This window comes from Nocardia sp. NPDC060249 (assembly GCF_042728755.1).
In the GTDB taxonomy this organism is placed as follows: domain Bacteria; phylum Actinomycetota; class Actinomycetes; order Mycobacteriales; family Mycobacteriaceae; genus Nocardia.
Genome location: NZ_JBHXAQ010000010.1, coordinates 50,551 through 63,087 on the forward strand (window position 1 = coordinate 50,551; position 12,537 = coordinate 63,087).

The following is a 12,537-nucleotide window of genomic DNA, read 5'->3' on the forward strand; positions in this document are numbered from 1 at the left end:
GACCTACTAGTCTGAATGCGTGAGTCTTGTGCTGTTGCCCGCTGTCGATGTCGCCAATGGTGAGGCCGTGCGCCTTGTGCAAGGGGAGGCCGGTAGCGAAACGAGCTACGGGTCGCCTCGGGACGCGGCGCTGGCGTGGCAGCAAGCGGGGGCCGAGTGGGTGCATCTGGTCGATCTCGACGCGGCCTTCGGCACGGGGAGCAATCGCGAACTGATCGCCCAGGTCGTCGGCGAACTCGACGTGAAGGTCGAGCTGTCCGGTGGTATCCGCGACGACGATTCGCTGAAGGCGGCGCTGGCGACCGGGTGCGCGCGGGTGAACATCGGCACCGCGGCGATCGAGAATCCGCAATGGTGCGCACGAGTGCTCGGTGAGTACGGCGACCGGATCGCCGTGGGGCTCGACGTCAAGCAGATCGACGGGCAGTGGCGGCTGCGCGGCCGGGGCTGGGTGACCGACGGCGGCGACCTGTGGGAGGTGCTCGAACGCCTCGAGCGTGACGGTTGCGCGCGCTATGTGGTCACCGACGTCTCCAAGGACGGCACGCTGACCGGCCCCAACCTCGAGCTGCTGAGCGAGGTCGCCAACGCCGCCGAAGCACCGGTGGTCGCGTCCGGCGGCATTTCCGTGCTCGACGACCTCGTCGCCATCGCCGGCCTGGCCGACGACGGTGTGGAGGGCGCGATCATCGGCAAGGCGTTGTACGCGGGCCGCTTCACGCTGCCCGAAGCTCTGGCCGCGGTGCGCTGACACCGACGATGACCGCCGCGCCGAGCACCGCCGAACTGACCGACCTGCTGACCGTCGCCACCCAGATCCTGGACGGCGTGGTCCCGCGTTTCGTCGAAGGACTCGGCGCGCCGAGCGCGGTGACCAAGGGCCGCAACGATTTCGCCACCGAACTCGATCTCGAGCTGGAACGCACCATCTCCGCCGAACTCCAGCAACGGACCGGCATCGCGGTGCACGGCGAGGAATTCGGCGGGCCGGCGCTCACCTCGGGCACGGCCTGGGTGCTCGATCCGATCGACGGCACCTTCAACTACTCCTCGGGCCACCCGATGTCGGGCACCCTGCTGGCGCTGGTGCACGAGGGCGAGCCGGTGATCGGCCTGACCTGGCTGCCCATGTTGGGTCGCCGCTACGCCGCGGTGGCCGGTGGCCCGTTGTACCTCGACGGTGTGGCATCGCCACCGCTGGAACCGGGCAAGCTCGCCGACTCCATGATCGGATTCGGCGCCTTCAACCTCGACTCGGCGGGCCGCATCCCCGGCCAGTTCCGGTTCGACCTGCTCGGCGCGCTGAGCCGGTTGTCCTCGCGGGTGCGGATGCACGGCGCGACCGGCATCGACCTGGCGTTCACCGCCTCTGGCGTGCTCGGCGGCGCGGTCGTGTTCGGGCACCATCCGTGGGACAACGCGGCCGGGGTCGCGCTGGTGCGCGCCGCGGGCGGCGTGGTCACCGACCTGGCGGGCGCGCCGTGGACGATCACCTCCGGTTCGGTGCTGGCCGCCGCGCCGGGCGTGCACGAAGAACTGCTGGAAATGATCTGCACCGTCAGCGAAGAAGAACGAGGGTGAACTCCATGACACCGCGCACCGACGAACGACCCGGCACCACCGCGCCGAGCACCTTGGCGGTCCGTGTGATCCCGTGCCTGGATGTCGACGCGGGCCGCGTGGTCAAGGGCGTCAACTTCCAGAACCTGCGCGACGCGGGCGATCCGGTGGAACTGGCCGCCACCTACGACGCTCAGGGCGCCGACGAACTGACCTTCCTCGACGTCACCGCCTCCACCGGCGACCGCGGCACCATGCTCGACGTGGTGACCCGCACCGCCGAACAGATCTTCATCCCGCTCACCGTCGGCGGCGGCGTGCGCACGGTCGAGGATGTCGACCGGCTGCTGCGCGCGGGCGCGGACAAGGTGTCGGTGAACACCGCCGCCATCGCGCGCCCCGAAGTGCTGTTCGAGATGTCGCAACGCTTCGGCGCCCAGTGCATCGTGCTCTCGGTCGACGCGCGCACCGTGCCCGACGGTCAGCCCGACACCCCGTCGGGCTGGGAGGTCACCACCCACGGCGGCAAGCGCGGCACCGGCATCGACGCCGTCGAATGGGCCATCCGCGGCGCCGAGCTGGGTGTGGGCGAGATCCTGCTGAACTCGATGGACGCCGACGGCACCAAGGCCGGTTTCGACCTGCCGATGATCACCGCGGTGCGCGCCGCCGTGCGCGTCCCGGTGATCGCCAGTGGCGGCGCGGGCGCGGTCGAACACTTCCCGCCCGCCGTCCACGCGGGCGCCGACGCGGTGCTCGCCGCGAGCGTCTTCCACTTCGGTGACCTCACCATCGGCCAGGTGAAAGACGCGATGCGCGCGGACGGCATCACCGTTCGCTGACGCGAGTTCCGGAGCACGACTCCGGCCGAATTCGCCGGACGCCGAGAACCTTCGGTGGCCGCGCACCACGATCCATCGGTGCGCGGACGATGGAATCACCGTGCGCCGATGGCGATGATTCGCGATCACGCCGGTGTTGTCACCGGGATGAGCATCGGAATCGCGCTGTCCCCGTTCGCCCTCGACCAGTCCGCCAACGCGGTGGACGCGGCCGTCGACCTCGCCCGCGTGGCCGCCGAGGTCGGGTTGAGTTCGGTCTGGTCGGGCCAGACCTTCAGCAACGACGCGATCGTGTTGTCGGCGTTGATCGGTCGCGCGGTGCCCGGGATCGAAGTGGGTACCTCGGTCGTGCCGGTGCCGGGCAGGCATCCGCTGCTGGTGGCGAGCCAGGCGCAGACCGCGCAGGCGGCGACCGGCGGACGGTTCGTGCTCGGGGTGGGACTCGGCGCCCGATCGCTGTCCGAACGCGCGTTCGGTGGGCCGTTCGACCGGCCTGCCCTGCGGCTGCGGGAATTCCTCACCGCGCTGCGGTCGATTCTCGACACCGGTGAGGTCGACTTCCGTGGTGCGACAGTGACCGCCGCCAGTCCCATGCCCGCCGCTGTCGCGGGTGCCGACCCGACGGTGCCGGTGCTGGTCGCGGCCATGGGGCCGCAGGCGCTGCGGGCCACCGGCGAACTGGCCGACGGCACATTGCCCTTCCTGGTCGGTCCCGAGGCACTGGCCGAGCACATCGTCGCGCCGCTGACCGCCGCCGCGGCCGCCGCGGGCAGGCCGCGCCCCCGCGTCGTGGCGCTGGTGCCCGGGGTCGTCACCGCCGACATCGCGGCGGCGCGCCGCATCGCCGAGGCGAAAACCGCCTTCTACGACACGATTCCGTCGTATCAGCGCGTGGTCGCGCTGTCGGGCGCCCAGCGGGCCGCCGAACTCGTGGTGATCGGCGACGAGGAGACGGTCGCCGCCCGCGTGGCCGACTACTTCGCCGCGGGCGCCACCGATGTGGTGTTCTCCCAGACCGACCTGACCACGCCCGAGGACCAGCAGCGCACCTGGCGGCTGCTCGGTGCGCTGAATCGCGCCCGCTGACCGGGCGTCACAACCCCATCTCGGCGGCGATGATCGTGCGCAGGACTTCGCTGGTGCCGCCGACGATGCGATCGATGCGGTGATCGGCGTAGAGACGGGCGATGGGCGAGTCCGCGAGATAGCCGACCCCGCCGTGCAATTGGAGGCAGCGGTCGATCACCCGGCCCGCCGACTCGGTGCAGAACAGCTTCGCCGAGGCCGCGTCGGCGGGGGTCAGGTCGCCGCGGTCGTGGGCGGCGAGCGCGCGATCGACGACCGCCTCGATGGCGTCGACCTCGGCGCGGCAGGCAGCCAGCTCGAACTTGGTGTTCTGGAAGCCGGCCACCGAGTGGGTGAACGCGGTGCGCTCGGCGGTGAAGCGATGCGCGAAACGCACGGCGGCCCTGGCCTGCGCGTGGGCGCCGACGGCGATGGTGAGCCGTTCCCGTGGCAGCTGCGAGGCGAGATGGTCGTCGCCGTGGTGCGCGGCGCCGAGCCGGTCGGTCACCGGCACCCGCACATCGGTGAAGGTCAGTTCGGCGGTGTCGGAGACCTTTCGGCCGAGTGTGTCGATGGCGCGCCCGACGCGGTAGCCGGGAGCGGCGCTGTCGACGACCAGCAGCGACAGGCCGTAGGTGGGGTCGTCGGCGCGCGGGGGCGCGGTGCGCGCGCACACGATGACGCGGTCGGCGTGCACGCCCCCGGTGACGTAGGTCTTCGAACCGTTGAGCAGGTATTCGCTGCCGTCCAGTGACAGGGGCGCGGTGGTCCGCATGCCCGCGGGCTCCGTGCCGGTGCCCGGTTCGGCGACCGCGAGCGCGAACATCGTTTCGCCGGTGACGAATCCGGGCAGCCAGCGCTGGCGCTGCCGCTCGGTCGCCAGGTCGTTGATCAGGGGCAGACAGCGGGACACATGAGCGCTGGACCCGCCGAAAGACACCGCGGCGCGGGCGATCTCCTCGGCGAGCACCGCCCGGTACCGGAACGAGTCGAGGCCGGATCCGCCGTGTTCGACGGGCACCTCCATGCCGAGGATCCCGAGTTCGCCCAGCCGGTAATAGAATTCGCGCGGCACCAGTCCGTCGTCGTACCACTTGCCGAAACTCGGCACGACCTCGGCAGCGATGAACGCACGCATCGTCGCCCGGAAGGTGCGGTGCTCGGCATCGAAAACTGTTCTGCGCATGGGGTTCCTTACCGGCCGGAGACGGCCACGAGCCGGCCCGCCCGACGCGGTGATCGGGCGGGCCGGCGAGACGGCGGTGCGGTGCTACTTCGGCGGCGTGGGGACCGCGGGATCCTTGCAGTAGGCGCCGAGCTCGGCCGGGCACGGCGCGAGAATGGTCGAGAAGTACTGGTAAGCCGAGAACAGCGCCAGCGGACCGCCGACGGTGACCAGGCCGATCATCGTGCCGACCGCGCCGAGCGTGGCCGCGCCGAGTACGCAACCGGCCACGGTGGCGCCGACCCACGGGACCAGCAGCACGATCACGGGGCTGGCGATGGTCGCGCCCGCGGCACCGCCGACCAGGCAACCGAGGCCGCCGCCGACCACCGCGCCGACGATGGCCGCCACGGCGCCACCGACGCCGAGGCGCTGGCTGAGTACGCCGAGCGCGGCCTGATCACGCGGAGTGAAGGACTCGGCGATCTGCTGCGCGGCCACGTCCTGGGTGATCAGGTTCGTCGCCGGGGCCACCGGGGTGCCGCCCTCCTTGGACGGGGTCAGGGTCGCGGTGCCGCCGTCGATGGTGGCGGCGATCGGGAACACCTTGTCGTCCATGCGGTAGGTCAGCGGCAGCGCGGCGACCGGGGTGTCGGCGCCGGTGGTGAGCACCAGCTGGCCGTCGACGACCTGCAGTTTGCCGTCGGTGGACAGCACCGCGGAGTCACCCTGCCTGCTCACCTCGTAGCGCACCTCGGTCTGCGGTGCGGGATCGGCGTTGCCGGTCCCGGTACTGACACACAGGGCCAGTGCGGTCATCGCCGCCGTGGCCAGAGTGGTGGACATCTTCATCTGTGATCCTCATCGATCGGGGGTACTTCGGAGAGCCGCGCACGCTGGGACGCACTGCGCAACGAGGGAGGGGCGGGTGGCTACTTGCCCGCGGTGTCGATCAGTCCGCCGTCGGTGAGCGACCAGTGCTCGCCGACGAAGGTCTGGATACCGACCGCCTCGAGCGGATAGCCGTCGCCCGCGCCGGTTTTCATCGCGATGCCCGGCAGCATCAGGTCCGCGGAGACGTTGTCCAGCGAGCGCATCGCGTCCCGCAGGCCCTCGCGGGTCGGGCACTTGGCCGCTTCCATGGTCTTGCGGAAGCTCTCGGCCATCGTCCATCCGGCCATCGTGTGCTGGTTCCCGGGATCGGCGCCGGGAGCGTACTGCGCCAGCTTGGACCGGTAGGTCTGCATGCCCGCGTCAGCGGCCCAGCGCGGGTCGGCGGCGTCCTTGAGGAACGCCGCGGTCACGGTGCCCTGGACGTTGGGCAGCCCGACCGGGCGCAGGGTGGCCATGGTGTTGGAGACCACGGCGAGCACGTGCAGCGGATTCCAGTCGGCGTTGCGCACGTCGGCGGCCAGCGCCTGCGAGGCGAACTTGGGTGTCGAGAAGTTCAGCAGCACATCGGCTTTGGCATTGGCCAGATTGCGCACCTGAGCGTCGACCGTGGGGTCGGTGACCTCGAAGCTCTGCTCGGCGATCACCTTCACCCCGCTGCCCGCGACGCCCTGGGTGAACGCTGTCAGGAGGTCCTTGCCGAAGTCGTCGTTCTGGTAGAGCACCGCCACGGTCGCGTTCGGCCGCTGCGCTTTCACGTACTGCGCGTAGGCCAGGCCCTCGGTGCGATAGCTGGGCTGCCAGCCGATGGTCCACGGGTGCTCGGTGCCGGATCCGAATTTGTTCGCCCCGGTGGCGACGAAGATCTGGGGCACCTTGCGCTGGTTGAGGTAATCGGCCACCGCCGAAGACGTTGCGGTGCCCAGGGTTTGGAAGACTGCGAACACCTGATCCTGTTCGACCAGCCGACGGGTCTCCTCGACGGTCTTGGGTGGCTGGTAGCCGTCGTCGCGCACGATGTACTCGACTTTGCGTCCGTCGATGCCGCCCTGCTCGGCGTTGATGTAGTCGAAGTAGGCCCTGATGCCCTTCGGTACCTCGCTGTAGGCCGAGGCCGGGCCCGACAGCGGGTACGCCCCGCCTAGTTTGATGGTGCTGTCGGTGATGCCGGTAGTCTGCTGACCCTGGCAGTCGCCGAGCCCGGCGGTACCGGTCTGCTCGCCACGACCGCCACACGCGGTCAGTGTCGCGAGAAGCGCGGCCGCCATGCCGATGGAGCGGATTGCCCTAGTGCGCATGAGTTTTCCCTTTCCGGACACGATGTCCGAGCCATTGCGTCCACTGGGTGGCCAAGCCGGCCAGACCCTTCGGCGCGAGGTACATGACCGCGATGATCAGCAGTCCGAAGATGACGCCGGGTGCGGCCTGATTGACGTCCTGGGCGAAACTGGGCACGAACATCACGAACAGTCCGCCCAGCAGCGGGCCCCAGGTGGTGCCGAGCCCGCCCACGACCAGCCCGGCCAGCAGCGTGATCGACAGCGTCAGCGCGAAGGAGTCGGGCGAGACGAACGCGATCACCCAGGTGTAGACGCAGCCCGCGACGCCGGCCAGCAGCGCGCTCCAGGCGAAGGCGAGCGTTTTGTAGTGCGCCAGGTTCACCCCGAGCACCTCGGCGGCGATCTCGTTGTCGCGCACCGCGTGCAGTGCGCGGCCGACTCGCGAGCGCAGCATTCCGGCGACCAGCACGAAGCTGATCACGGTGGTGGCAAGCGCCAGGAAGTACAGCCACTGGTCCTCGGCGAGGCCGGTCCACGCGGGCGGTACCGGCTTGTCGACGACGAGTCCCATGGAGCCGCCGGTGACCCCGTCGAATCGCTTGAGCAACGGCACCAGGAAGATCGCGATGGCCAGGGTGACCAGCGCCAGGTACAGCCCACGCAGTCGCAGCGCCGGGACGCCGAGGGCGAAACCCAGGACGAAGGTGACGGCCGCGGCGATCGGGATGGTCGCCAAATACGGTGTGTCCCAATGCTCCATCGCGATTGCGGCGGTATAGGCCCCGACGGCGAAGAACGCGCCGTGGCCGAGCGAGATCTGGCCGGTGTGGCCGACCAGCAGGTTCAGCCCGAGCAGGGTCACCGCGTAGATCATCGCCATGGCCAGCTGGAAGGTGTGGAACGGCACCAGCTGGAACGGGGCCGCGCAGGCGAGCAGCAGTAGCGCTGCCGTCGCGAGCAGTGGCCACCGGATGGCACTGATACGAGTGTGGACGGAATTCTTCTGTGGGACAGTCGGGTTCGCGGTGGCGGGCTTGTCGGAGAGTTTCACTTCGCTCATACTCTTTCCACCGCCGCGTGTCCGAACAGACCTTGCGGGCGCAGCAACAGCACGCCCAGGATGATCACCAGCGGCACACCGATCTTGAGTTCGGTGCCGATCGCGTCGACGTAAGCGCCGGTGAGGGTTTCGGCGACGCCGACGATCAGACCGCCCGCCACCGCGCCGCCGGGGGAGTCGAACCCGCCCAGCGTCGCCGCCGCGAAGGCGTAGATGAGGACCCCGCCCATCATGTTGGGTTCGAGGAACAGCAGCGGCGCCGACAGCACGCCCGAGACCGACCCGACCAGCGCGGCCAGCCCCCAGCCGAGCGCGAGCACGGTGCCGACCCGGATGCCGACGAGCTTGGCCGACTGCGGGTTACACGCCACCGCCCGCATCGCGAGCCCGATCCTGGTGTAGCGGAACAGCAGATACAGCAGCGCCATCACTGCGGCGACGACGAGCAGAACGCCGAGACTGCCGTAGCCCACACTCAGGCCGCCGCCACGTAAAGCCCCCTCCGGGAAGGGATTCGGGAACGATTTGGTCTGATAGGACCAGATCCAGCCCGCGGTGGCATGGATGGTGAAGAACAGTCCGACGGTGACGATCACCAGCGTGATCTCGGGTGCGCCCTCGACCGGACGGATCACCACTCGTTCGATCAGCATGCCGCCGGCGAAGGAGATGGCGAGGGTGAGGATCAGCGCCGCCCAGAACGGCATGATCTGGCTCAGCTGCCAGGCCAGGAACGCCGAGAACATGGCCAGCTCACCCTGGGCGAAATTGACGATCCCGGTGAATCGGTAGATGAGCACCAGGGCCAGCGCGAGACCCGCGTAGATCGCGCCCGCGGAAAGGCCCTCGACGAGTTGCTGCAAGAATTCGATCACGGCTTCACCTGGATTCCCAGGTAGGAGCGGGTGACCTGCTCATCGGCCCTGATCTGCTCGGCGGTACCCGACAAGACGATGCGCCCGGTTTCCAGGACGTGCGCCTGCTTGGCGACACCGAGTGCCAGGTGGGCGTTTTGTTCGACGACGATCACCGTGGTGCGTTCCTCCTCGTTGATGGTGGCGACGATCCCGAACAACTCCTGGGTGACCAGCGGTGAGAGGCCCAGCGAGGGTTCGTCGAGCAGCAGCACGCGCGGTCGCAGCATCAGCGCCCGGCCGATGGCGAGCATCTGCTGCTGGCCGCCGGACAGGCCGCCCGCGGCGTCGCGTTGCTTGTCGCGCAGGATCGGGAAGTAGTCGTAGACGCGGCGCATATCGGTGTCGACGGCGGCGCGGTCACGGCGGGGGTAGGCGCCGAGGCGCAGGTTCTCTTCGACGGTGAGTGGGGCGAAGGTGCCGCGCCCCTCGGGAACATGGGCGACGCCGAGGCGCGCCATCGATTCCGGTGCGCGACCGGATACTTCGTCACCGTCGAGCAGCAGACTGCCGCGAACCTTGATCATCCCGCACAGGGCACGCAGCAGGGTGGTCTTGCCCGCGCCGTTGGGGCCGAGGATCGCGCACACGGCGCCCTGCTCGACCGAAAAGCTGACGCCGTGCAGGACTTTCGCCGCACCGTAGCCGGCATGCAGATCGGTGACTGTCAAGAACGCGGTGCCGGTCGTCGGCCAGTGCTCGCTCATGCCGAAGCCCCCAGGTACGCGCGGATGACGGCCGGATCCTGCTGCACCGCTTCGGGTTTGCCCTCGGCGATCACCTGGCCGAACTCGAGGCAGATCACCCGATCGCAGGTGCCCATCACGAAACCCATGTGGTGTTCGACGACGATCACGGTGAGCGCGAGGTCGGCTTGCAGGCCGCGCAGGCGGTCGGCGAATTCGTCCACTTCCCCGTGACTCAAACCGTTCACCGGTTCGTCGAGCAGCAGCAGTTGTGGCCGCACCGCCAGCGCTCTGGCGAGTTCGATGCGTTTGAGGGTGCCGAAGGGCAGCCCGGCGGCGGGGTGGTCGGCGACCGCGGTCAGGTCGAGGCGTTCGAGCAGTTCGTCGGCCTCGGCATGCAGCAGCTTCTCCTCCTTGCGGACCTTCGGCAACCGCAGTCCGGCTGACACGAAGCCCGCACAGGCCCGGTGGTGCGCGCCGACGAGCACGTTCTCGCGCACCGAGAGGCGGGGGAACAGGCCGAGGTTCTGGAAGGTGCGGGCGATGCCGAGCGCGGCCAGCGCGTCGGGCCGCACCGTGGACAGATCGGTGTCGAGGTAGCGCATGGTGCCCGACGTCAGCCGGTTGCGCCGGGTCATGCAATTGAACAGGGTGGTCTTGCCCGCGCCGTTGGGTCCGATCAGGCCGACCATCTCGCCGGGGGCGACCGTGAACCCGACGTCCTGCAGGGCGGTGATGCCGCCGAAGCGCACCGTCAGGTTGGTTATCTCGAGCATGCGACGAACACTAAGATCGCAGGTCGGACCCCACATCGGACGTTACGGACCAAGAACTGGGCCGTTGCTCGTCCGCTGCGGACAGTGTGACGTGGTTGACACCATGGTCGTGTCCCTGCACACTCCCCGGATATGTCAGCTGGATCACGTTTATCCGTTTCGCCCGAGTCTGCTCAGGTGCAGGCCGAGCGCAGGCGGATAGCGGGCTGCGCCTACGAACACGCCGACGAGATTGCCGACGACGTGATGGCCAAGATCCGCGCCCAGCTGCCCGGCTACGCCACCGCGGGCCCCGGCGTCCTCGACGACGTACACGATCAGCTCGCCCGGCTCAGCCGTACCGGACTCGGCGCGCTGCTCGAACATCGACGCGTGTGCCCGGCCGATGTCGCCTACGCCCGGCAGGCGGCGGCGCGACGCGCCCGCACCGGGCTGCCGCTGGTGGACTACATCGCCGCGTTCCGCCTCGGTCAGCGCGCCATCTGGAAAACGCTGCTCGCGCACGCGGGCGATTCCGAGGCAGGTCAGGCAGCCGTGCTGTCCCTGGCCGGGCCGCTGGCCCGCTACACCGATCTGATCAGTACTCAGGCCACCGACGCGTACCTGGAGTTCCAGCAGTACGTGGCCGCCGAATCCGGGCGCGACTCGCAGGCGCTGATGGACGCGCTGCTCGACGGCGCGCTGCCGGCGAGCGGTCCGCATCTGTCGGTGGCCACCGCGCACGGAATCGGCGCCGAACGCACCGCGCCGGTGGTCGTGGTCACCGCGGTCGTGCTCGATCGGGCCGAGCGCAGCGAGGATTCGTCCGAAAGTCTCGTTCAGGCACGGCAGTTGGTGTCCGCCGCGGTAGCCCGGTGCACGGTCAACGGATTGCGGACGCTGTCGGTGGTACGCGGATCCGAGATCGTCGCGGTGCCCGCGCTCGGTGCGGGCGGCGTGGCCGACGGACTGTGCGAGCGACTGCGCGCGACGCAGGACGAGTTGGGTGCCGAGGGCATCACTCTGGCCGTGGGGGTGAGCACCGCGGTCACCGAGGTCGCCCAGATCCCGCGTGCCTACCGGCAGGCGCAGGCCGCGCTCGAACTGCTGCCCGAGGGTGGCGGGGTACTCGCGCTACCGCAGCTCACGCCGTTCAAATACCTGCTCCTGCGCGCCGATGACACCACCCGTCAGCTGGTGGATCCCCGAATCGGGAGCGCGCTGGCCGAGGACCGGGTGCGCGGCGGGACCCTGGCCGAGACGATCCGCGCGTTCGCCGCCGCCGACATGAACCTGCGCGAAGCCGCCGACACCCTCCACATCCACCTCAATACGGCCAAGTACCGGCTCGGCCGGATCCAGGAACTGACCGGTCGCAATGTGCGCAGCGTGAACGACCTCGTGGAACTGCTGGTGGCCATCGAACTGGCTGCTGTTATAAACGAGGCATGAGCCTCGATCCCGCCATCGCCGCCCGCCTCAAGCGCACCGAGGACGGACTGATCGCCGCGATCGCGCAGGAAAAGGCCACCGGCGACGTGCTGATGATGGCCTGGATGGACGACGAGGCGCTGTCTCGCACGCTGGAAACCCGTAAGGCGACCTACTATTCGCGTTCGCGTCAGCAGTACTGGGTCAAGGGCGAGACCTCAGGACACACTCAGTACGTGCACGAGGTACGCCTGGATTGCGACGGCGACACCCTGCTGCTGATCGTCGATCAGGAGGGCGCCGCTTGCCACACCGGCACCCACACCTGCTTCGACGCCGACGTGCTGCTCGTCGCCGGCTAGTCGCCGTCTTCGACGAGGATTCGGTTCAGCCGGTCGGACAGGGTTTCCCCGAGCACCGCCAGTTGCGCGGTCTGCTTGTCGGTGAGGCCGTCCAGCACGAGCCTGCGTACGGCGTCCACATAGCCGGGGGCCGCCTCGATCACCTTCTCGAAACCCGCGTCGGTGAGAACCGCGTACACCCCGCGTCGGCCCGCGGTGGTGTCGCGGCGCACCCAGCCGAGGCGTTCCAGCTTCGAGACCACATGGGACAGTCGCGATAGCGACGCATTTGCCTTGTGGGCGAGGTCACTCAGTTGCAGCCGATGGCCGGCTTCTTCGGAGAGCAGGCTGAGCACCCGGAACTCGAAATGGGTGAGCCCGGACTCACGTTGCAGCCGGGTGTCCAGCGCCCCGGGAATCCGGGTCATGAGCGCGACGATCGCCTGCCATGCGCGTTGTTCGACGGGGTCGAGCCACTGGGTCATCGACGGTACTGCCTCGCGGCCGGGCGGCGGACATGGTGGGGTGAGGCGCGCACAGTAAAGAG

The 12,537-nt window shown here is 69.3% G+C and carries 14 protein-coding genes; 6 read left to right on the plus strand and 8 right to left on the minus strand.

Going from position 1 to position 12,537, the window contains the following annotated elements:
• Positions 1-19: 19 nt before the first annotated feature.
• From priA to ACFWFP_RS27350, 4 genes are all read left to right on the plus strand, one after another.
• Entirely contained in the window at positions 20-751 is a 732-nt protein-coding gene (gene priA / locus ACFWFP_RS27335) for a bifunctional 1-(5-phosphoribosyl)-5-((5-phosphoribosylamino)methylideneamino)imidazole-4-carboxamide isomerase/phosphoribosylanthranilate isomerase PriA (protein WP_379299651.1), read from the plus strand.
• A gap of 8 nt (positions 752-759) precedes the next feature.
• A complete protein-coding gene (locus tag ACFWFP_RS27340; protein WP_379299653.1) occupies positions 760-1,581 on the plus strand; it encodes an inositol monophosphatase family protein in 822 nt (273 codons plus the stop codon).
• A 5-nt stretch (positions 1,582-1,586) separates the two neighbouring features.
• On the plus strand, positions 1,587-2,402 hold the full coding sequence (gene hisF / locus ACFWFP_RS27345) for an imidazole glycerol phosphate synthase subunit HisF (RefSeq protein ID WP_379299655.1): 816 nt from the start codon (positions 1,587-1,589) through the stop codon (positions 2,400-2,402).
• A 147-nt stretch (positions 2,403-2,549) separates the two neighbouring features.
• The gene (locus ACFWFP_RS27350) at positions 2,550-3,488 is read left to right on the plus strand and encodes a TIGR03564 family F420-dependent LLM class oxidoreductase (protein WP_379299843.1); all 939 of its coding nucleotides are present in this window, start codon (positions 2,550-2,552) and stop codon (positions 3,486-3,488) included.
• Between the two features lie 7 nt (positions 3,489-3,495).
• Here ACFWFP_RS27350 and ACFWFP_RS27355 read toward each other — a convergent pair whose 3' ends face one another.
• From ACFWFP_RS27355 to ACFWFP_RS27385, 7 genes are all read right to left on the minus strand, one after another.
• The gene (locus ACFWFP_RS27355; RefSeq protein WP_379299657.1) at positions 3,496-4,653 is read right to left on the minus strand and encodes an acyl-CoA dehydrogenase family protein; all 1,158 of its coding nucleotides are present in this window, start codon (positions 4,651-4,653) and stop codon (positions 3,496-3,498) included.
• 84 nt (positions 4,654-4,737) lie between these two features.
• Complete coding sequence (locus tag ACFWFP_RS27360) at positions 4,738-5,484, minus strand: hypothetical protein (protein ID WP_379299659.1); 747 nt, start codon at positions 5,482-5,484, stop codon at positions 4,738-4,740.
• 80 nt (positions 5,485-5,564) lie between these two features.
• Complete coding sequence (locus tag ACFWFP_RS27365) at positions 5,565-6,821, minus strand: ABC transporter substrate-binding protein (protein WP_379299661.1); 1,257 nt, start codon at positions 6,819-6,821, stop codon at positions 5,565-5,567.
• Positions 6,811-7,863, minus strand: coding sequence for a branched-chain amino acid ABC transporter permease (locus tag ACFWFP_RS27370; RefSeq protein ID WP_379299663.1), 1,053 nt, complete (start codon positions 7,861-7,863; stop codon positions 6,811-6,813). The genes ACFWFP_RS27365 and ACFWFP_RS27370 overlap by 11 nt, the downstream gene beginning before the upstream one ends.
• Positions 7,860-8,738, minus strand: a complete 879-nt coding sequence (locus ACFWFP_RS27375; RefSeq protein WP_379299665.1) for a branched-chain amino acid ABC transporter permease — start codon at positions 8,736-8,738, stop codon at positions 7,860-7,862. Before ACFWFP_RS27375 ends, ACFWFP_RS27370 begins: the two co-directional genes overlap by 4 nt.
• Positions 8,735-9,484, minus strand: a complete 750-nt coding sequence (locus ACFWFP_RS27380; protein ID WP_379299667.1) for an ABC transporter ATP-binding protein — start codon at positions 9,482-9,484, stop codon at positions 8,735-8,737. The genes ACFWFP_RS27375 and ACFWFP_RS27380 overlap by 4 nt, the downstream gene beginning before the upstream one ends.
• On the minus strand, positions 9,481-10,239 hold the full coding sequence (locus tag ACFWFP_RS27385; RefSeq protein ID WP_379299669.1) for an ABC transporter ATP-binding protein: 759 nt from the start codon (positions 10,237-10,239) through the stop codon (positions 9,481-9,483). Before ACFWFP_RS27385 ends, ACFWFP_RS27380 begins: the two co-directional genes overlap by 4 nt.
• A 177-nt stretch (positions 10,240-10,416) precedes the next feature.
• Here ACFWFP_RS27385 and ACFWFP_RS27390 point away from each other — a divergent pair, with 177 nt between their 5' ends.
• Both ACFWFP_RS27390 and hisI read left to right on the plus strand, forming a co-directional pair.
• Positions 10,417-11,670, plus strand: coding sequence for a PucR family transcriptional regulator (locus ACFWFP_RS27390; RefSeq protein WP_379299671.1), 1,254 nt, complete (start codon positions 10,417-10,419; stop codon positions 11,668-11,670).
• Positions 11,667-12,011 (plus strand): phosphoribosyl-AMP cyclohydrolase, encoded by a 345-nt coding sequence (gene hisI, locus ACFWFP_RS27395; RefSeq protein ID WP_379299673.1) that lies wholly within the window; start codon positions 11,667-11,669, stop codon positions 12,009-12,011. Before ACFWFP_RS27390 ends, hisI begins: the two co-directional genes overlap by 4 nt.
• On the opposite strand, the gene ACFWFP_RS27400 is transcribed toward hisI, so the two are convergent.
• Complete coding sequence (locus ACFWFP_RS27400) at positions 12,008-12,475, minus strand: MarR family winged helix-turn-helix transcriptional regulator (RefSeq protein WP_379299675.1); 468 nt, start codon at positions 12,473-12,475, stop codon at positions 12,008-12,010. The genes hisI and ACFWFP_RS27400 overlap by 4 nt on opposite strands.
• Between the last annotated feature and the right edge of the window lie 62 nt (positions 12,476-12,537).